Consider the following 18,774-nt stretch of genomic DNA (forward strand, 5'->3'; position numbering starts at 1 on the left):
CTAAGCCGAAGCGTCTTCCAGCAGCGCGGCGCGCAGCTCGGGAATGCCCATGCCCTTTTCGCTGCTGGTCACGTGGATCACCGGATAGGCGGCCACATGCTTGCGCGCCTGCGCCTCCACCCGGGCGAGGGTGTCGGCAAGCTCGCTGGCCTTGATCTTGTCGGCCTTGGTCAGCACCAGGCGATAGCCCACGGCTGCCTCGTCCAGCATCGTCATCATCTCTTCGTCGGGTGGCTTGATCCCGTGACGGCTGTCGATCAGCACCAGCGTGCGCTTCAGCACCTGCCGGCCGCGCAGGAAGGTGCGGACCAGATCCTTCCACCGCTCCACCACCTTCACCGGCGCCTTGGCGAAGCCATAGCCCGGCATATCCACCAGACGGAACACGGTGGGCGTGCCGATCTCGAAGAAGTTGAGTTCCTGGGTGCGCCCCGGCGTCACCGAGGTGCGGGCGATCGCCTTGCGGCCGGTGAGCGCATTGATGAGCGAACTCTTGCCCACGTTCGAACGGCCGGCAAAGGCGATCTCCGGAAAATCCGGCTCCGGCAGGAACTTCAGCTGCGGCGCGGACAGGAGGAACTCCACCCGTCCGGAGAAGAGGCGGCGGGCTTCCTCCGCCCGGTCTTCGGCCCGCTCTTCCGGTCGCTCTTCGGGGGTGCTCATCCCTTGGCCTGGTCGCGCTCGGCCGCGCGGGCCTTGTCAGCGCGATCCTTGTCCACCTGCGCCTTCAGTTGCGGGTGGCGCGAATAGAGATATTTCTGCTGCGCCAGCGTGAGCAGGTTGGAGGTGATCCAGTACAGCAGCAGTCCCGATGCGAAGGGCGCCATCACGAACATCAGCACCCACGGCATGATCATGAAGATTTGCTGCTGCGCCGGGTCCATCGCCGAAGGATTGAGCTTGAACTGCAGCCACATGGTGATGCCCAGCAGCACCGCCAGCACGCCGATGCTGAGGAAGCCCGGGGGATCGAAGGGCAGCAGGCCGAACAGGTTCAGGATATGCAGCGGATCGGGCGCCGAAAGATCGCGGATCCACAGCACGAAGGGCTTGTGGCGCATTTCGATCGCCACCAGCAGCGTTTTGTACAGGGCGAAGAAGATCGGGATCTGCAGGAAGATCGGCAGGCATCCGGCCAGCGGATTGACGCCTTCATCCTTGTAGAGCTTGCCCATCTCCTGCTGCAGCCTGGGCTTATCGTCCTTGTGGCGTTCCTGCAGCGCCTTCATCTTGGGCTGCACCGCGCGCATCTGCGCCATGCTCGCGAATTGCCTCTGCGCGACCGGGAACATCAGCCCGCGGATCACCACGGTGAGGAGGATGATCGCCACGCCGAAATTGCCCGCGATCGCGTAAAGCTCGCGCAGCAGCCAGAAGATCGGCTTCATGAACCAGCGGAACCAGCCCCAGTCGATGGAGAGGCCGAAATTCTGCACGCCGGCATCTTCATACATATCCAGCACGGCGCTTTCCTTGGCGCCGGCGAACAGCTGCGTGGTGGTGGAAGAACTGGCGCCCGGCGCCACGGTTTCCGTGTCGTAGATCAGGTCAGCGCGATACGATTCCCCGCCCAGCGCACGGAAATAGGTCTTGGCCGCATCCCCGGCCTGCGGAATCAGCGTGGAAAGCCAATAGATGTCGGTGAAGCCTACCCAGCCCGTGGGCTGTTCATTGGCGACGCTGCCCGCCTCGTCCACATCGTCATAATCCCACTTGAAGTTCACGCTGCCGGCGAAATCGCCGATCGGGCCGGAGTGAAGGTTCCAGGTGTCGGTGCTGGCCGTGCGGCTCGTCCGGTTGATGAAGCCATAGGGCTGGACCGCAACCGGGGCCTGGCCACGGTTGGTGACGCTCTGCTCCACCGACAGCATGTAATATTGGTCGATGGTGAAGCGGATGCGGAACAGGAGGCCCTGCCCGTTGTCCCAGGTGAGCGTGACCGGCTTGCCGGGCGCGAGCGGGCCGCCTTCGGCCTGCCACATGGTGGAGGGCGTCGGCACCTTCACGCCCAGATTGTTGGGATCGACCCAGCCGAATTGCGCAAAAGCCTGCGCAGGCGTGCCGTTGGGGGAGAAGATGCGGACCGGGCCGCTGTCCTTCTCCACCGTCTGCCGGTGGGTCTTCAGTACGATATCGTCCACCCGCGCGCCCACGGGATTGATCGAGCCGGCGACTTCGGGCGCATCGATGCGCACCCGGCCGGGCTGGGCCAGCGCCGACTGGAGATCGCGCACCTCTTCCTGCTCTTCCGCTGGATCGGTCAGCCCGCCATCACGAATGTGCTTGGCCGTGGCGCGCTGGCGCGGCGTATCCGCGCCGGCATTGGGCTGGGCGATCTGTTCGATCGGAGCCTGCTCGGACGCCGGGTAGAGGCGGCTCATCACCACTTCATAGCCCAGGAACACCACGAGGCTCAGCACCACGGCTAGGATGAGATTGCGATTGTCCAAGATCGGATCCTAAGAAATTTCCTGCCGGTCCGGCACGTCAGGGAACGGGGTCATGGCCATGCCCGCCCCAAGGGTGGCAGCGCAATAGACGCTTGGTCGCCATCCATCCACCCTTGATCGCGCCATGTTTCTGCAGCGCGTCTATCGCATATTGGCTGCAACTGGGCTGATACCGGCAGGAGGGCGGCAATATGCGGGACGGGCCGATTTGCCACGCCCGCGCAACAAGGATGAGCAGCACCTTCACCGGCGCGGCCCCCGCCCCCGGCGCGGCGGATCGCCCTTGCCGGCGGACGCACGGGCCAGCGCGGCGCCCAGCTCTTCACGTAATTGGGCAAAATCGCGCTCGATCCCGCCTTCGCGGCCGATCAGCACATGATCGTGGTCGGCCAGCCCCTGTTCCGGCAGAGCCGCGCGCAACAGCTCGCGGAATCGGCGCTTCATGCGGTTGCGCACAACCGCATTGCCGATCTTCTTGGTGACGGTGATACCGTAGCGCTTGCCCTGCCCGCCATTAGGCCGGGCGAGCAGCACGAAGCCCGGGCGCGCCACGCGCAACCCACGGTTGGCAGCGAGGAAATCCGCGCGGCGCGTCAGCACCGCCACGGACTTCAAGCCTTCGCCCGCGTCAGGCGCTGAGCTTGTTGCGGCCACGGGCGCGGCGCGCGCGCAGCACCTTGCGGCCGCCCGGCGTTGCCTTGCGGGCGAAGAAGCCATGCCGGCGCTTGCGCACGAGGTTGCTCGGCTGGAAAGTGCGCTTCATCTCTCGGGTCCTCAAATCTCAAACGAAAACGGCCGCCCGCTTGGGGCGGCCTGATATGGGCGCGCGGTTAATCCACAAGGGCAGCCAAGTCAAGATCGGCGAGCTGCGGCAGCTCCGCCTCGGCCGGGCCCAGCACTTCGCGCATTTCCGGTCCGGTGAGCCACAAGGCATCATCATAGGGCGCCGAATTGGTGAGGGCATAAAACCGCACCGCTTCCTCCGCCGTCATGCCCATGTCGCGATAATAGGCAAGATATTTGCGGTTCTGCGGCGAATCGGCGCCGAAGTCAGCGGCCTCCAGCCCGTCCTCGTCCAGCCAGGTGTGAACCGCGAACTCGGCGCCATCGGCGATGATCCGCCGCCGCCCGGCGAGAAACAGCTCCACCGCGCCCGATCGCACCGAGCCGCCTTCGGGCGCGACGGTGATGAGCCCCTGATCGCGGATCATCCGCCCCAACGCCAGATTCGCAATGTCGTCATAGGTGCCAGGGCAATCGTGGAAGGACAGTTCGGCAATGGCGGGATGATCGCGCAGCAGCGCGGCGAAGGCGGCGGGCGAATCCGCATCCGTGGCACCATCCAGCGCCACCGTGCGCTCGTCCACCACCAAGAAGGGGCCATAACTCTCCTGCACCGCTGCTGTGCCCTGCATCGGGACCGCCGCGGCAAAGCGCGACGCGCCCTCCGCCTGCTCCGCCGGTGCCGCAGGGGAGGGAACATGCGCCTGCCCCGCCCCCGGCCAGGCGCAGGCGATCAGCAGGCAGGCAAGCAGGGGCGCAGGGCGTCGCATGCCGATGGGGTGCTGCCGCTCCCCCTGCGCGGAGGTGAAGAAACATGGTTGGCGGCGGGTTCACCATAATCGCCCCGATCGCATCCGGAGCGGCGGGAACCGCTCGACAAGCGCCGCGGGCCCTTTATCTACGCGCGCAGGGGGTATCTAAGTGGTCGCACTCATATCGACGGTGGCCTACCTCGGGCTCGATGCGCGCCCGGTGGAGGTGCAGTGCCAGATCGCGCCGGGCATGCCGCGCTTCGCAATCGTCGGCTTGCCGGACAAGGCGGTGGGGGAGAGTCGCGAGCGGGTGCAGTCCGCGCTTGCCGCCATGGGCCTTTCGCTGCCGCCCAAGCGGATCACGATCAACCTCTCCCCTGCCGACCTGCCGAAAGAGGGCTCGCATTACGACCTGCCTGTGGCGCTGGCCCTGCTGGCAGCCATGGGGGTGACGGATGCCGAGCAGCTGGCAGATTGGGTCGCGGTGGGCGAGCTGGCGCTGGATGGCCGGATCGTGCCCTCCCCCGGCGTGCTGCTGGCCGCGCTGCACGCCAGTGAAGCGGAAAAGGGGCTGATCTGCCCGGCTGCACAGGGATCGGAAGCCCGCTGGGCCAGCGGCGTGCCGGTGTGTGCGGCGCCCGATCTCATCAGCCTGCTCAACCATTTCAAGGGCACGCAGCGCCTGCCCGAACCGCAGCGGGGTGAGGTGGAAGCGCCCGCCCACGGCCCCGACCTGCGGCAGGTGAAGGGGCAGGAAACCGCCAAGCGCGCGCTGGAGATCGCGGCTGCGGGCGGACACAATCTGCTGATGATCGGGCCGCCGGGCGCGGGCAAGAGCCTGCTCGCCAGCTGCCTGCCCGGCATCCTGCCGCAGCTTTCGCCGGCCGAGGCGCTGGAAGTTTCCATGGTCGCCTCGGTCGCCGGCACACTGGAGGGCGGGCGGCTCAGCCGCACGCGCCCCTTCCGCGCGCCGCATCATTCCGCCTCCATGGCGGCATTGACGGGCGGCGGGCTGCGGGTTCGTCCAGGCGAGGTCAGCATGGCGCATCTGGGCGTGCTGTTCCTGGATGAACTGCCGGAGTTCCAACGCGCCGTGCTCGATTCGCTGCGCCAGCCGCTCGAGGCCGGCAAGGTGGATGTCGCGCGCGCCAATGCGCATGTCACCTATCCCGCCCGTGTGCAGCTGGTGGCGGCGATGAACCCCTGTCGCTGCGGCCATCTGGGCGATCCGGCGCTGGCCTGCAGCCGCGCCCCGCGCTGCGCCGCGGATTACCAGAGCAAGGTGTCGGGCCCACTGCTCGACCGGATCGACCTGCATGTGGAGGTGGAGCAGGTGCGCGCGGCCGATGTGAAACACATAAGTTAGTGCGAATATCGGAAGCTAGTGAGAATAAATCTACACTCCACCCGGTGGACCTCGCTATTTTCCATAGGGTAACAAACGGCATAGCAGGATTGCCGCTTCAGCAGTGCCCGTTGTCTGGATGGATTTCACCAGAAGATCTGGCAGTCTCTTGTATGCGGATTTCCGTTGCGCACCGTCGTCCTTTCGACTCCGACTGATCCCGCAGCAGATTATCCGGCTCACGGGCACCGAGGGGAGGCGAAGTGCGCGATCACGAGACCGCGGGGACCCAGCAGGATCAGGGCCTCATCCTCATCGATGCGCTCGCTTGGATATGGTCGTCAGTGTTGACGACCTGGCCGAAAAGCAATGCCGCGACGCATTCGTTGTCGAGAACGCAAGACAAGCCCGTCTCCTCAGCTATGAATGCGTCCCAGGAGATACCTCGCGACGCGTTCAAGATCTTCAAGCTCGCCGCTGGTTATCACGGCCAACGGAGTTCTGCGCCGGAACGCCGAACCTGTGTTCGGCGCACGCAGCCAAACGGTAGTCTGTTCACCCGGAAAGAGCGTTGCGAGTGATGCGTAGATCGACAGAACGCAGCCGATCCGCACAATCACATCCATCGGGATCGCAAAGGCCTCGTGCGCTCGCACGCGAACTTTCCAATCGGCGAAGGTCACCGGGTCGTGAATACCGAGAACCCGCAGCTGCTCCTCGTTGCTCAAGCTCCATTGCTCGGCGATATTGAGAAATGTGCGGAGGCCCGCGCCGCCATGCAGAACAGGGTCCGGCTGGAAAGTGGGTTCCATTGTCAGATGTACACACCAGCTTCGATTGAGCCGATCATGTTGAGGACGAGTTCCAGACCTTCATCGGACTCCTCGGCGCGCTCGATCGGGCTCTGCCCCTCCAGCCACTGATGCGGGCGGTTCATGAAGTAGGCTGTGTCAAGAAGATCGCCTGCGTAAAGGCGGGTGGCTGCCTCAAGCGCAGCTTTCGTGGAGCGGGAACCCACCGCGGCAGCAAGATGGAAGCCTTCCGCCAACAAATTGACGGCTTCAGCTTCCCGGCCTGCGTCGATCAACGTAAGAATGTTGCGACGCTCAGTCACGCGCCCGTTCCTCCGTCCTGATGCTCTTGCTGCTTCTGCGAGATCGGAGCGCACCATCGCGAGAGCCTGCGGGATGTCGCTCCACTCGATCACCGATGACGATGTTCGAATTGCCGTCCGCTCGAATTCGGCGCCTGCAACTGTTTGCATTTTCGGACATGCTTGGCCGAACCATCACCATTCCGACGAATTGGGCGCGAGGATCGCCAGGCTCAGCGCCTCCGTGCCCATAAGTTCCAGCATTTCTCGCGGAACGTCGGCGACACCGAAAATCGTGAGAGCTTCTTCCGTCAGGTCGATTGGATAGTAGCCTTCAGCCAAGCTCTGCATGTGCTGATTGCAATCGAAGCCGAAGTCGTTGAGCGTGCGTCTGTAAGCGAGCAATTGGTCGAAGAGTGCATGGGCGGCGCCTACGTTGCTGTGCGCCATGCTTCTCGCGATCGTGTGCGCAATGTCGGCACCGTCTTCAGATACTGGCAACCGCTTTACGACGAGGTGCTTAGCCTCCTGCCAGATCCCACCTGTCTCATGTCTCGTGAAGGTCCACTCTTCCAGTTCAGGGATAGGCGGGATGGCATGGGTGAAGGACAGTACCAAACAGCAATCCGCCGGAGGCTTGCAGACCGCGCCTTTGACGCTCGAATTCCAGTCGGCGAGCGAGTTTACCGCGAAGTCTGGCCAACCAAGCTTGTGCAGGTCGACGGAGGGAACGAAACATTGTTCGGGCACGATGCTGATCGGAACTGGCGCACCTGGAGGTGCATGGAGACCGGCCAAACGTGAACTGCTCAGCCCAGCAGGGTCCTCGTGCATTCCAAAGTCCTCCAATAGCGAATCTAGAACACAACAAGAACATAATTTAAAGCGCGAGTCAAACAGGATGATTTTCAGGATGAAAGGTTCGAAAGAATGCATAAAAACAATGATACGTAACCATGTTAAGCTATAGTGCTTACTTGTTCTATCCGTATATCGAGGATGTCGAAAATTATACGTTCAGAGGTGTGAAATTATACTGACAAAATGGGCTATCGATAGCTGTGCAGAAATCGCTGTTTATTCAACCCTGTTGCCTCCACGCATGCCAGGATGCTCACCGATCGAGGCGCGGTTTAATGTAACGAGAGCAGTGCAGATGCCGTGACATAATACAGCGCGGACGGCATGTTGAGTTGAAGGCGGTGCCGATGGCTCCTCGTCAAGCTGGACCCCAAGCTCGAAACCCGACTAGCCCCCTAGCGGGATCACGAGGTTGAGCAACTCGTCGTCTTCTATTCGGAGTGGCACACCGTAATCGCCTTCGCTCACGTCCAGCAGCAAGGATGACCGAAATACGTGTGGCATAACTGGGGCAGCCTGATGCGGCTCTCGTAATGGCCTTGCCCTTTCCGCGAGCTTGGAGGAGTATGCGCTCATGCGCGACTGGGAAATGGATGAGGACGAGACCGGATCCGGTTGGTTCTTGGTGGAGGTCACGCTTGCGACAGTGGTCGTGTTCGGAGGGTATGTAGGTTTCGGATGGACGGCCGTGACCTGGCTCGTCGATCATCTTGCCTGACCCTTCGGATCAGGTGATCTCCATTATTTCGCCGTAGGTGATCCCGAGACCCGCGCGAGCGCCTTCCGCCCAGCCGTTCGGTCTGGCGCTGTGCGGCGAGGCGGCGGGATGTCGTCCAGCCAGGTCTGAAGCCGGAAATGTCCGGCGTGGTCGGCCCATCAGCTCTCGATCGAGCGGGTCGGCGAGTTGCGGCGGGCGATCCTGACCTTGATGGGGTAGGTGCCGTCATCGAGCGAAGAAGCCTCGAAGTCGATCGTGTGTCTCGGCTAGAGCGACGGGCGCGGGTCTTTTGGTCCGGCATCTATCTCTGAGGCCCCCTCGCCGACTGTCAGCTTCTGTGTTTACGCCGGAGGAGGGCAAGCAAGTCCTCCGTCATGCGGCTATGTTCGGCCCGCAGGGCCATGCGTGTCCGGTCCGGCGGGTTGAGCATGACGGGCCCTGATGTTGTTCTGTCCATCGCGACCTGCATGGAATCGGGGCTTGCCGCCTGCTCGCTTGCCGTCCGCCATCCGAACATACCACCCGTCCCGATATCGGCAGCGATTACGATGCGGGTGAGCCTCTGGGTGCGGTCGAACTTTTCGAGCATCCGGTCCGCAAAGGTAAGGGCCTTCTCGATCGCCTGTCCGACATGCTCCTCGATCAGCGGCTTGAGGTGTCCGGTCGCTTCTTCGATCGGCAGCGAGAGTAGCAATGCCCCGGCCTCGCAGATGCGCAGGGCGGCTCCATTCTCCTGCTCGATTACGAGTGCGCCATGCTCAAGACGCGGTTCGGTTCTGCGGCGGTAGGAGAAGTAGCCGTCGGAGGCGGACAGGTCGGCCACGATCCCGTCGGCAAGCGATTGATTCTCGATCTCGCTCGGGCGCAGGATGGTCTGTGCCGGTCCTCCAGCGATTGCGAGATGCAGGAGCGGCCCTGTCATGCGGGCGAACCCGCGCTCCTCGACGGGGATCATGCTGCGCGCCTTTTCCACCAGCGCCGGGACATCCACGGGCGTAGTGGCGGCCGACAGTTGATGCCGAGCGATCGCGCGCGTCACTTCGGTACGTAGTTCCTCCGGCGTCCGGAAGGTCTGACCGCGATGCATTCCGGTGTCGTAGTTCTCGACCTCGTCGACGAACCGCTGTTGAGCCGCCTCGCGGGGCACGCCGGACTGTACGAACGGCATGACCTTCCCTTCGGCTGCGGCCTCGCGGAACTCCTCGTGTGTCGGGGATATGCCTGATTGCGTACCGGACCAGCCATACCGCTCGCCGAGGATCAGGACGACGAGGTCCGCCTCCCGGACACCTTGTAGGCACGCAACGCGCGACGGGATGGTAGAGGCAGGAAAGTCCTCGGCACGGACGATCTCATGATCGAGGCTCCGGATGGCGGCGAGCGCCGCCTCCCGGTATTCCTCGAACCCGGTCATAACACTGCTGACGAAAATCTTCATCACGTACCCCCTGCTGATGTTCCGCCCGGTTTGCCGATCGCCAGTCCTGAGAGGATCGCGGCGGGCGTGATAGCTGGCAGACCGTCATCCTTCACGATCCCGTCGACGACCGGGCGGAAAAGCGAGGCGAGCACGATGGCCCGGTCCTGATCCGACGCCACGTCCTCTTTGGTGAGCGCAAGATACGTCTGGGCCATGGAGGCACGGGACTGGGCATCGATCCCGAGATGGTGCTCGGTCATGTACATGCGCACCACGATCCGCATGATCCAGAAGAACACCGTCAGGTAGAGCAGTGTCGCGGCCGAGGCGAAGATCACCTCGTACCGCCAAGTAGGGCGCAGGCCCGAAGGCAGTGGAGCGCCTTCGGTAACGACGAAAGCGTCGGAGAATAGCCATTCCGCAAGGCCGAGCGCACCCCATGCGACGCCGCCAGCAAGGACCAGTCCGATGATCGCGATCAGGATTGATCGCCATTGCCAGGCATCCGCGGCAGTATTGTGGATCCTGGCCCGCTCGGTCCAGAGCTTGACCGAGGATTCGAGCCGCAGTTTCTCGGTGTACTGTTCGTAGGCATCCTCATATTTCCGGTCCCACTCTTCGCGCTGTTGCCTCACCTCCTCGGCAACCGCGTCACGCCACTCCTGGGCGGCTTCACTCTGCGCCTCGCCCGCTTTCACCAGTTCTTCCAGCTTCTCGGCGTGGGCCCGTTCGCTCTCTTCCAGCTGCGCCCGGTGGGTCCTCACATCGTCCGCGAGGTCCTCGACCATCTTCCTCGCCGCATCGCGCGCACCGCGTACGCTCTTCGAACTGAGCCCGGCCATGCGCTGCTGGAAGGCCAAAGCACCCTCGATATGCACCTTCCCGAATGTCTGGAAGACCTGTTGGTTGGACGGCTCGTTATGGAACCTGAGAGCGCCAGCAGCCTGCTCGTGGCCAAGATCGTCGGCGATGGAGGCGATGACCTGCCCGATTTCGCTCTTCGTCGTGAACGCTTTGGGCAGATGGGCATTCCCCTCGACCTGAGCACCGAGACGCTCTTCCTTCGCGCCCGGCTGCGCGAGGTATGAATCGATTGCCGACGCTAGATTGCCCCAGGCCTGCGGAATTTCGCGCAGTTGCCGGTCACCCGGTTTATTGTTGCGTCCCTTGATGAGCGGGTGCTCGCTCCAGGCTGTACGCTGGGCCTGGACGTATTGCTTCAAATCTTCCGGCGTCTTAAAGCTGCGCCTGCCGCCTGCGGCATCACCAAAATCAACCTCGATCATCGGCCAGGTCCTTCCCATCCGCGTTAGGGGCCACGAGCGCCTGGGCCTTGTCGTGCGAGCTGAGGCTGGCCGGTCTGTATGGTCCCTGCATGTCGAATTGCGGTACCCGCGAGGCGGACAGCCGCTGATAGACCGTGTCGTGTAGCTGCGCATCCGGCTTGATCGAACGACTGGTTTCGCTCCATCCGAACCTTGCCCATTTCGGCCACCATCTCGGCCACATCTCCAGGCTCGCCTTCACTTCATCGTGTTGCAGCCCGAGTGGGTCGGGGAAAGTCCGCACGAAGCGCTCGTCGATTTTCGGCGGATCGGGAATCGCCATGAGTTCGTCCACCATCCACCGCAGTGCTATATCCGACAGACGGGACTCGCTCTCCGGGTAACTTCCGCCGATGTCGGAATGGTTGCCCGCGAACCATTCCTGCTTAAGCCATGCCAGGTCACCACGGTTCTGTTGGCTCGTGTCGTCGCTGTGGCCCCAGCCCACGCGTGGAAACCGTTTGCGGTTTTCGTCGATCGATATCGCATGCCGCGCATAGCCCACGCTGCTGTCGAGGAAGCGGTCGTAGTTCTTCAGATTCCACGCGGCGAAATGCCAGCTGAACCGTCCTCCCTGTGGCGGGTCCGTGATGCACTTGAACTGCTTCTTGGTCGCCCACAGGAAGCTGGCGACAAGCAGGCCGCCCGGCAGCCAGGCAAGGAATGACCACGGCGCATCCCAGCCCGCCCAGATCGAGACGAGACCCAGGAAGATGCTTATTGCGGCGAGAGCTGCGAGGATCCGTCGAACGATTACCGTGCCGAGGGCAGCCACGGTGTCGAATACGCCGATGAAGGTCGGTGCGACATTCCCCTGCGCCTCACCGCGCGTCCCGGTGCCCTCGCTGCGGTGCTTGGCCCGAAATCGCCTAGCTTTCTCCTCGCGTTCGAGTTCGTATTCGGCGCGGTCGTGGCCTGATCCGTGCTCGTAGACGCTGTAGACCGCTTCTTCGGCGATCCTGCGCAGCGCGACACCGCCTGCAGGCAGCGGTCCTCCATCGGCATTCTGACGAGGGATGCCGCAGAGATTCATGACGTTGGCCACGCAGCGCGCGGTGTAGGCGCCGCGGCTGAAGCCGAAAATGAAGACCCGGTCTCCTTCGTCGTAGTGTCGCAGGATCGCCTCGTAACAGTCGACTATGTTCTCGCTGATTCCTGTTCCGAACGCGGCGGCAAGGATGTTGCGGATGCGTCCGCCCAGCTCTCCCGACCCCAGCCCAGGGTCATAGTGGGCTACCTGCTCCGCAGGGTTGATGCCGGTCTGGGTGCCGGGTCGCATGGCCCGATACATCTTGTAGATGTTGGACAATCGTTGGTCGGGCATGACGCCGCCGTACTGCCCGGTGCCGTCCGAGAAGATGATGATGTTCTTCCCACCGCTGCCTGCGATTGCGGCGCCCTGATCTACGTTTTTCTCCACTGATCCAGCCCCCTGTCGACGCGCATTTTATGGGGGTCCGTTCATTGGTGCGGGAGGCTTCAGGATAGAACTACGCTTCCCGGGAGAGAAAGCACCCCGTGCGATTGAACATAGAGTGAACAGGAATCGTTTCAAGTTGCGCCGTTGAAATATCCCCGGAGGCCATCTGTTACTTGGTCGTAACGAAGGTTGCCGCTTTACCTTGCCGTCCAGCCCCGAGAGAGGAATTCCTCAACGTCATGGCGTGCGAGGACGGACGACGCCTCACTCCAGTTCGTGTCGTCGTCGATCAGGGCGTTGGCGTATCTCGCCTTGAACGGGTCAGCGCGTTCGCGTGGGTTGGTGTAGGTACGCAGCCTCTGTTCGAGGTTCTCGATGTCCTCGATCCACTCGGCATCGATGGTTTCGGGCATGGTCCCCAAAAGATCATGAGTCGTCCGAAGCCGCTCGGAAAGGACGCGATAGACCTTCTCGTCGACCGTGCCCGCATAGGTAAGGTTGGCCATATCGACCCGGTCGCGTGTCTGACCAAAGCGCTTGATACGCCCGATGCGCTGTTCGAGTTTTGACGGGTTCCAAGGCAGATCAACGTTAATCAGCGTGCCCAGCGTCTGGAGGTTGAGACCCTCGCAGGCGGCATCGGTGGCCACGACGAGGCTGATCTCGCGGTCTGCGATGAGTTTCTTGATGGCCGCGCGTTCGGCTGTCGTGCTCTCGCCGCCCTTCAGGATGCGCGATTTGCCGGCACCGGCGTAAATGGCGATCGGTTGGTCAGGATATTCCTTAGCGAGCTGGCCCGCTATCCAAGCCGCAGTGTCGTAGTACTGGCTGAAAATGATCGCACCCATCTCCCGCCACGTTCGGGTTCCTGCCTGATGGTCGTCGAGGAAGTATTTCACCGCGCGGAGCTTGGGGTCATCCGCGTCAGTCAATGCATCGATTAGGTCCTGCAATGCGATGCGTTCGTCCTCCACTGCTTGGAACGCGTCGCCATCCAATTCCTCGAGCGCCTCGTCGTCGAGCTCCCGTTTTCCCAGGAGCGCTTCGGCGGTGGCGATGCCGGCGGCGTGGCTCGAACATATACGCTGCAGAAGGAGGGTCTTCATGAACCCTGCCGCCCTCGTCCGCTTCCGATACGCGACGGTAAAACGTTCCGCTGCAGAATATGCATCGTCGAACGCGGGCGAAGTCCCGATACTCAGGCCATCGAAGATATAGTCGGGCAAAGGAACGTCGCCGTTCGGATGGATGTCGACCGGAAGCTTGGGGATCAGGCCCATTTCTTCCAGATCCCTGCGTTTACGCAGGACGACGTGGCGCAGGAGGGGGTTGTGGGCGCCCCTTTGGAAGTAACCGAGCCCGTCTTCGATCATCGTGAGACCGAGGTCGAGCTTCATTTCGGTGGCGGGGTTGGTGATGTCGGCAGGAAGCTTGGTCAGGATCCATTCTTCCGCCCGCATGCCGAACTCGTCACGCAGATCCGCGATCAGGTCGTCATTGCCCGAGGGTGGCATCGGGTTGACGAGGAAATCCCATCCCTCGCGGACATGCGTGATCTTCTTCGTGCCCGTCAGTATCGGGACAGCGGTCTCGGCTTTCGACCATGGAGAATAGATATTACCGAGCACGAAGTCGGCACCGCGGTTGAGCACGGTCAGGAGGTCCCACAGGTCTTCGACACTGGTTTGGATCGGCGTCGCTGTCGACAGCAAGAGATGCCGAGTGCGCTCAGCGATGCGGGTCATGAAGGAAAGCAGGTTATTGGGACTGCGTCCGGACGCGCCTGGCGGTTGTGCCCCGCGTGCCTTGTGCGCCTCATCGAGGATGACCATGCCGTAGCGACCCGCGAGAAGATGTTCCGCTTCTGTGTCGGGCTTGGCCTTTCCATGGTCCGCCATGCCGTGGACGATCAGGCCCGTGCTGACGATCCCGATCGCGTATGGGCACCTCGCGACATCGGCGACGCCCTGCCCTTTGATGATCCGACCTTCGGGATCGATCCAGCATTTTCGTAGCGAGTCCCAACGCGCTGTCGGCATCCCAAGCCGATCCTTGAGCTCGATCTGCCACTGCTCCGTCAGCGTCGAAGGGACAAGGATGAGGACCGGCCCGTCTCCGAGGAGTACCGAGAGCAGCGCCGAAGCCGCAAGCGACAGCGTCTTGCCGACACCGACCTCGTCAGCAAGGAGCAGACGAACCTTTCCGTAATCTCGCCGGTGCTGCAGGAAGATGCCGACAAAGGCCCTCTGCCAGCGCTGAAGGGATTCTCCGTCGCGATAGATCGGCGACTCGACCAGCGCCGCCCCCGGGATGTCTTCCGGAGCCAGACCCTCGACATTGGTTTCGTGGCGGTTTGCCAGACGTCCGACTTCCGCGACGACGACGTCCGGCAGGTCGACGCCTACTTTCCACAGGGCATCGAATTCGGCTTGAACCCACGCGACCCCCTCGCGGGAGCTGTCCTCCCACACGAGCTCATAGTTGTGGGCCCAGGCTGCGCGTGTCTCGTTTATCGAGCCCATGAACGCAGCGCTCGTCCCGTCCTTCCCCTTCACGACACCCGCCTTGCCGTGAAGGAAGGGTGCGATCGAGCGCGGGACTACCTTGATCTGGACCCGTCCCGAGGTCAGCAGCTCGTGAAGGCGGCGATACCGGTCGCGATGTAGCGCAGCGTCCAGGACGGCGTCGCCCTCGACGAAGCGACGGAACAAGGCTGCGTCCCGCACGGTCTTGGCAGCCTGGATGTCGGCATGGTCGAGTTCAGAATTGGCGACGATCCGGACGGTGCCGATGCTTGAAATCTCTTCCCCGACGAGCTCGAAGATCGACGAGCGGAAGTACCCGGCGATGCGATCGTAGGATTTCGCGGCCTTTAGTCGGTCCGAAAGATAGACGTGCGATAGCTGGCCTTGCCGAGAAGAGAAGCGAGCGAGGTGTCCTCCGTCTTTGAATGGTGTTGGGCGGGTTTCGCTCGACATTGCGTGCCTCAGGCGATTTTCTCGTTGCGAATGAGCTGAGCCAGGGTGGCGGCGTGGCGCCCTTCGCGATCATCATCCCGCCCGCGCTTGAGTGCGAGATATTCGGCGATCTCGACGAGGTCGTCACGGCGTCGGTAGTAGTTCTCCACCATTCCTCGCAGCTGCTCCAGGATCACATCGGCGTCTTCTTCCTTCGACAGCTGATAGGTGCCGTAAAGGACAGCGCGGATCGGACCGTCACCGAAATCGACGATGTCGAAGCCGGTGCGGTGCTTGAGGTCGTCGGACCGCTTCAGCCTTGCAGAGTTTGCGCGGTTGTCCGCCATGAGCGCGGAATAGTCCGGCACCCGGAATGCTCGCGCGAAATTCTGGTAATTGTCGAGCTTCTTGAGCCCCCCGGCTTCGAGACCCAGCATCTTGAGGTAGAATCTTTCGCTGCCGGTCAGCTGCTGCCAAAGACGGGGTGACAGTCCGTCGGGGACCATATGCTCGTTAGCGACCTGTACCGCGAAGTCGATGATCCTTTCGACGAAGCCCTTCTCGCCGCGCTGCCGCGGGCGTGTCGCCTCGGCGGTCATGTCGCGCCCGTCGATCCGGGTGTAGCCTGTCAGGACGCGCAGGGCCGCTGCGTAGCCGGCCATCTGCAGGTCGGCATCCTCGAACAGGTTTTCCATCCGCCCCTCGCCCTTCAGGGACTGGTTGAGCCCGACGAGCGTATCGATCTGTCGTGCGACTTCGGAACGCACTTCGTGGGCGATCTCGTCCTCGTAACCGCTCTCGTCGCCAAGTCGCTTGCGCAGGACGAGTATCACGGTGCCCTGGACGAGTCCTGCACCTTTCTTGCCGGGCGCGTTGCTGCCGGTTTCAGTGGCGATGTACCATGCCGCACTGACTTTGAGACCGGCGCCCCAGAATATCTGCGCGAGATCTGCCCAGACCGAACCCGACTGGTGCGTGAACATCACGACCTGCATCCCGTTGTGGGGCATCTTCTCGGCCAGATTCGCATACGTCGCGACCATCTTGCGTCGGAACTCCTCGCCCTCGCCCTGAATAGCGAGCGGCCTTCGCGAGTCCCACGTCCAGCCGTCGAACGGTGCAGGTGGATTCTTGCGCAGCCAGGAGATGAAGAATTCGGTGAGCTCGTGGTAGACCACCGCATCCGCATATGGCGGATCGGTGATCCAGATGTCCCGCTCCTGTGCCGCCTGCATTCCAGGAAGCGTATCGATGCGACGCGGGGCATCGAGTGCCCATGATCTGGATGGGCCGCCGACGAGCGTGCGCATCCCTATGGCCCCCCTCACGCAGAAGTTGATCAGCGTGTTCAGCGCCTGATTATCGAAAGTACCTTTCGGTCCGCCGAGTCCGCCACCTTGTCCCGTAGCCCAGCGATTGAGGCGCGAATTGTTGTCCAAAGCTCGCGGCATAAAGAAGTACATCTTCGCTGCGTCGGGGTGAGCGCGGATGCGGCGATGGAGCTGCGCCATCGCCAGGATCTGGCGCGGATGAAACAGGTGCAACCAGTTGCTCCAGCCGCGGGTCCGGATGGGATCGTCGGTCTTCATTCCGGGCTCGACGGGCATGTCAGGCACGAGACCTTCTTCGCGCCAATCCGGCAAGTTCTTGCGTACGACGTCGACCACTTCCCGATCCCTATCGAGATCCGCTTCGGTGGGGCCGGCGAAGTAGGTCGACTGCCTTCCGCTCTCCAGCGTCTCGGCGGTCGCCCAATGGATGCAGTAGAGTCGCTCGCGGAACACATCGCTGTCGCGCGGTACTATGTCGTCGCTGCTCCACTGGCGGAGTCTGTTGCCGCGCGTCTCTCCGGTGCGGAAGTCGCCGCGCACGGACGAGATCGAGAACCGATACGTCTCGCCTTCCATTTCGTAGGTGACGTAGTCGCCGTCGACAGTGCCGTTCTCGGCTTCGGCTAGCGCCCTTTTGCCGACACCGGTTTCGATCTCGATCTCGATCCGTTTGCTTTCATGGTCGGGCACGAGCTTGCCGATCGTGCCGGTCTTCGGGCTGATGACCAGGCTCGGCACGAGGGGAACCGAATAACCCGTCTCCGGGCAAGTCGTCTCGAGGCAGTAGAGGTACGCCTTGGCGCGGTTGCCTTCGCTGTCGGTTTCATACGGCGCCATGTCGTCTTCGACGTCCCGCTCGATGGCGGCGAGTTCTCGCATCACTCGTTCGAGTTCCTCGGGCGATGAACCTGCCAGCTCGAACGAGCTCCATGTCAGCAGGGCGGCGATTGGGTTGGGATCGGAGGCGTAGGTGTCGCAGCCGGTTCGCAGTGCTTCGAAGGGGATCTGGCCCGAACCGGAGAACGCATCGCCGACACGCGGTCGATGCCCGAACCGCATGATGCCCAACTGCTCGACCAGTTCGGGCATGCTGTGCGCATCCGTGCCCAAATGGGCGTTCGCCTTGGCCCAGACATGGCCGTAATGACGCACACGGGCGTCCGGCTCTTCTTCGAGGTACTCGGGACGAAGGGACAGATCGACCTTGTCGTTATAGGGAACCTTGGCGAGGATCTTCTCGGCCATGTTCCGCCAGCGACCGCTGTCCAGCATCTGAGGTGACCAGCGGAGACGATTGCCCGCTTCGGCCAGAGCTTCCTCGCTCAGGCTTTCCAGCGAGGTGAATTCTCTGCCATCCTTCACGACAAAGGACCTGCGGGTCTCCTCCTGGCTCAGCCCTCCGTGGGCGAGCGCAAGCCGGGCATAGTGTCTTGCCCCTTCTCCATGACGTTCCACGAATCCGCGGTCGTCGATCATCATCAGGGCCTCGAAGATTTCGAGGTCCGTTTCGGGATCGTCCGTGGCGGGAAGCAGTGCACCGAGGATGCAAGCCCGGTTGAGGATCAGAGGCTTGCGCCCCTTCCAGTAGCTGCCGAGCCCGGTCAGTGTCTGACTGGAGACGGACTTGCGCTCGGCCTCGGATTCCTTCGATATCTTCTGAGCGGGCCAGAGCCGTTCGATCAGCGAAGGAGCGTCCTTCAGCGAGAGAGGGGTGACATTGGTGGCGTTGGTCATTCCTTAGAGGTCCTCGAAGCTGATCTGTCGCTGGTTGCCCGGCGCGACGGCGCCCGCACCTTCCGTCAATCCGATTCGGATGGCCTTGCGCCATCCCTTGTCGACGTCGTCGGCGCGGCCGGTCGAATGGACGGCCATTGCATATAGCCACCACCGTTCTTCGGGTCGCAGTCCGGTCCAAGCGTCGATGGCGGCGGGGATGAGGGACACGTCGCATGTCTCCACCGCCCATGCGAGCACGCACAGTTCGCGACCCAGCAGGCGATGGACGAGATTGTCCTTCGCCTCCCACCGGCCGGTGGCGATCCTTCGCCCTTTCAGTCGTTCGTTGAAGATCTGCCTAGCGGTCGGTGCGATCGCTCTCCATCGCTTCGGGTCGAGCCGGCAGCGGACCACCTGGTCGGACTGGAGCCTCGTCTCGGGATCGAACTGGGGTCCGGCGATCCCGAAATCCTCGATGATCACCACCGGCTCACGCGACGAACCGCTGATCCGAACGATGAAGCGTTGCGGATCGATCTCGTCGGTGGGAACGCCGAAGCCGACGCTCTCCTTCGCACGTGTGGCCATAATCTTTTCCTTCCG

General features: G+C 62.7%; 16 protein-coding genes and 1 pseudogene. 2 read left to right on the forward strand and 15 right to left on the reverse strand.

Features of this window, described 5'->3' with window-relative positions:
* The 6 genes from yihA to AEB_RS00090 all read right to left on the reverse strand — a co-directional run bounded on the left by yihA (position 1) and on the right by AEB_RS00090 (position 4,003).
* A complete protein-coding gene (yihA, locus tag AEB_RS00065; RefSeq protein ID WP_119081257.1) occupies positions 1-663 on the reverse strand; it encodes a ribosome biogenesis GTP-binding protein YihA/YsxC in 663 nt (220 codons plus the stop codon).
* A complete protein-coding gene (gene yidC, locus AEB_RS00070; RefSeq protein ID WP_119081258.1) occupies positions 660-2,453 on the reverse strand; it encodes a membrane protein insertase YidC in 1,794 nt (597 codons plus the stop codon). Before yidC ends, yihA begins: the two co-directional genes overlap by 4 nt.
* A 34-nt stretch (positions 2,454-2,487) precedes the next feature.
* Entirely contained in the window at positions 2,488-2,697 is a 210-nt protein-coding gene (gene yidD / locus AEB_RS00075) for a membrane protein insertion efficiency factor YidD (RefSeq protein ID WP_119081259.1), read from the reverse strand.
* Positions 2,694-3,056 carry a ribonuclease P protein component gene (rnpA, locus tag AEB_RS00080; protein WP_231958824.1) on the reverse strand — a complete coding sequence of 121 codons (363 nt, stop codon included), beginning with the start codon at positions 3,054-3,056 and terminating at the stop codon, positions 2,694-2,696. The genes yidD and rnpA overlap by 4 nt, the downstream gene beginning before the upstream one ends.
* A gap of 22 nt (positions 3,057-3,078) precedes the next feature.
* A complete protein-coding gene (rpmH, locus tag AEB_RS00085; RefSeq protein ID WP_119081261.1) occupies positions 3,079-3,213 on the reverse strand; it encodes a 50S ribosomal protein L34 in 135 nt (44 codons plus the stop codon).
* A gap of 67 nt (positions 3,214-3,280) precedes the next feature.
* Positions 3,281-4,003, reverse strand: coding sequence for an alpha/beta hydrolase (locus tag AEB_RS00090; RefSeq protein WP_119081262.1), 723 nt, complete (start codon positions 4,001-4,003; stop codon positions 3,281-3,283).
* Positions 4,004-4,154: 151 nt separating this feature from the next.
* Here AEB_RS00090 and AEB_RS00095 point away from each other — a divergent pair.
* Positions 4,155-5,336 (forward strand): annotated as a pseudogene (locus AEB_RS00095) (YifB family Mg chelatase-like AAA ATPase); the annotation flags it as partial.
* 410 nt (positions 5,337-5,746) lie between these two features.
* Here AEB_RS00095 and AEB_RS00100 read toward each other — a convergent pair.
* From AEB_RS00100 to AEB_RS18045, 3 genes are read right to left on the reverse strand one after another with little or no spacing between them, the layout of a single operon-like run.
* The gene (locus tag AEB_RS00100) at positions 5,747-6,142 is read right to left on the reverse strand and encodes an antitoxin Xre-like helix-turn-helix domain-containing protein (RefSeq protein ID WP_119081263.1); all 396 of its coding nucleotides are present in this window, start codon (positions 6,140-6,142) and stop codon (positions 5,747-5,749) included.
* A gap of 2 nt (positions 6,143-6,144) precedes the next feature.
* Positions 6,145-6,594 carry an MbcA/ParS/Xre antitoxin family protein gene (locus AEB_RS00105; RefSeq protein ID WP_119081264.1) on the reverse strand — a complete coding sequence of 150 codons (450 nt, stop codon included), beginning with the start codon at positions 6,592-6,594 and terminating at the stop codon, positions 6,145-6,147.
* A 24-nt stretch (positions 6,595-6,618) separates the two neighbouring features.
* On the reverse strand, positions 6,619-7,257 hold the full coding sequence (locus AEB_RS18045; protein ID WP_145985241.1) for a hypothetical protein: 639 nt from the start codon (positions 7,255-7,257) through the stop codon (positions 6,619-6,621).
* A gap of 601 nt (positions 7,258-7,858) precedes the next feature.
* Between AEB_RS18045 and AEB_RS18095 the strand changes: the two genes are divergently transcribed.
* On the forward strand, positions 7,859-8,002 hold the full coding sequence (locus tag AEB_RS18095) for a hypothetical protein (RefSeq protein ID WP_172592939.1): 144 nt from the start codon (positions 7,859-7,861) through the stop codon (positions 8,000-8,002).
* 328 nt (positions 8,003-8,330) lie between these two features.
* Here AEB_RS18095 and AEB_RS00120 read toward each other — a convergent pair whose 3' ends face one another.
* The 6 genes from AEB_RS00120 to AEB_RS00145 all read right to left on the reverse strand — a co-directional run bounded on the left by AEB_RS00120 (position 8,331) and on the right by AEB_RS00145 (position 18,759).
* Positions 8,331-9,440 carry a DUF4062 domain-containing protein gene (locus AEB_RS00120; protein ID WP_119081266.1) on the reverse strand — a complete coding sequence of 370 codons (1,110 nt, stop codon included), beginning with the start codon at positions 9,438-9,440 and terminating at the stop codon, positions 8,331-8,333.
* The gene (locus tag AEB_RS00125; protein ID WP_119081267.1) at positions 9,440-10,708 is read right to left on the reverse strand and encodes a DUF6161 domain-containing protein; all 1,269 of its coding nucleotides are present in this window, start codon (positions 10,706-10,708) and stop codon (positions 9,440-9,442) included. Before AEB_RS00125 ends, AEB_RS00120 begins: the two co-directional genes overlap by 1 nt.
* Positions 10,695-12,167 carry a DUF2235 domain-containing protein gene (locus AEB_RS00130; protein WP_231958825.1) on the reverse strand — a complete coding sequence of 491 codons (1,473 nt, stop codon included), beginning with the start codon at positions 12,165-12,167 and terminating at the stop codon, positions 10,695-10,697. The genes AEB_RS00125 and AEB_RS00130 overlap by 14 nt, the downstream gene beginning before the upstream one ends.
* A 197-nt stretch (positions 12,168-12,364) precedes the next feature.
* A complete protein-coding gene (locus tag AEB_RS00135) occupies positions 12,365-15,145 on the reverse strand; it encodes a phospholipase D-like domain-containing anti-phage protein (RefSeq protein WP_119081268.1) in 2,781 nt (926 codons plus the stop codon).
* Positions 15,146-15,153: 8 nt separating this feature from the next.
* Positions 15,154-18,189, reverse strand: a complete 3,036-nt coding sequence (locus AEB_RS00140) for an anti-phage-associated DUF1156 domain-containing protein (RefSeq protein WP_119081269.1) — start codon at positions 18,187-18,189, stop codon at positions 15,154-15,156.
* Between the two features lie 3 nt (positions 18,190-18,192).
* On the reverse strand, positions 18,193-18,759 hold the full coding sequence (locus AEB_RS00145) for a DUF3780 domain-containing protein (RefSeq protein WP_145985242.1): 567 nt from the start codon (positions 18,757-18,759) through the stop codon (positions 18,193-18,195).
* Positions 18,760-18,774: the final 15 nt, after the last annotated feature.

This window comes from Altererythrobacter sp. B11 (genome assembly GCF_003569745.1).
In the GTDB taxonomy this organism is placed as follows: Bacteria; Pseudomonadota; Alphaproteobacteria; order Sphingomonadales; family Sphingomonadaceae; genus Croceibacterium_C.

What these genes read in the sequence shown, in the direction of transcription:
- AEB_RS00140 (WP_119081269.1), bottom strand. Translation starts at nt 18,189, where the DNA reads ATGACCAACGCCACCAATGTCACCCCTCTCTCGCTGAAGGACGCTCCT.
- AEB_RS00105 (WP_119081264.1), bottom strand. Translation starts at nt 6,594, where the DNA reads ATGCAAACAGTTGCAGGCGCCGAATTCGAGCGGACGGCAATTCGAACA.
- AEB_RS00145 (WP_145985242.1), bottom strand. Translation starts at nt 18,759, where the DNA reads ATGGCCACACGTGCGAAGGAGAGCGTCGGCTTCGGCGTTCCCACCGAC.
- AEB_RS00135 (WP_119081268.1), bottom strand. Translation starts at nt 15,145, where the DNA reads ATGTCGAGCGAAACCCGCCCAACACCATTCAAAGACGGAGGACACCTC.
- AEB_RS00100 (WP_119081263.1), bottom strand. Translation starts at nt 6,142, where the DNA reads ATGGAACCCACTTTCCAGCCGGACCCTGTTCTGCATGGCGGCGCGGGC.
- yihA (WP_119081257.1), bottom strand. Translation starts at nt 663, where the DNA reads ATGAGCACCCCCGAAGAGCGACCGGAAGAGCGGGCCGAAGACCGGGCG.
- AEB_RS00125 (WP_119081267.1), bottom strand. Translation starts at nt 10,708, where the DNA reads ATGATCGAGGTTGATTTTGGTGATGCCGCAGGCGGCAGGCGCAGCTTT.
- AEB_RS18045 (WP_145985241.1), bottom strand. Translation starts at nt 7,257, where the DNA reads ATGCACGAGGACCCTGCTGGGCTGAGCAGTTCACGTTTGGCCGGTCTC.
- AEB_RS18095 (WP_172592939.1), top strand. Translation starts at nt 7,859, where the DNA reads ATGCGCGACTGGGAAATGGATGAGGACGAGACCGGATCCGGTTGGTTC.
- AEB_RS00120 (WP_119081266.1), bottom strand. Translation starts at nt 9,440, where the DNA reads ATGAAGATTTTCGTCAGCAGTGTTATGACCGGGTTCGAGGAATACCGG.
- AEB_RS00090 (WP_119081262.1), bottom strand. Translation starts at nt 4,003, where the DNA reads ATGCGACGCCCTGCGCCCCTGCTTGCCTGCCTGCTGATCGCCTGCGCC.
- rpmH (WP_119081261.1), bottom strand. Translation starts at nt 3,213, where the DNA reads ATGAAGCGCACTTTCCAGCCGAGCAACCTCGTGCGCAAGCGCCGGCAT.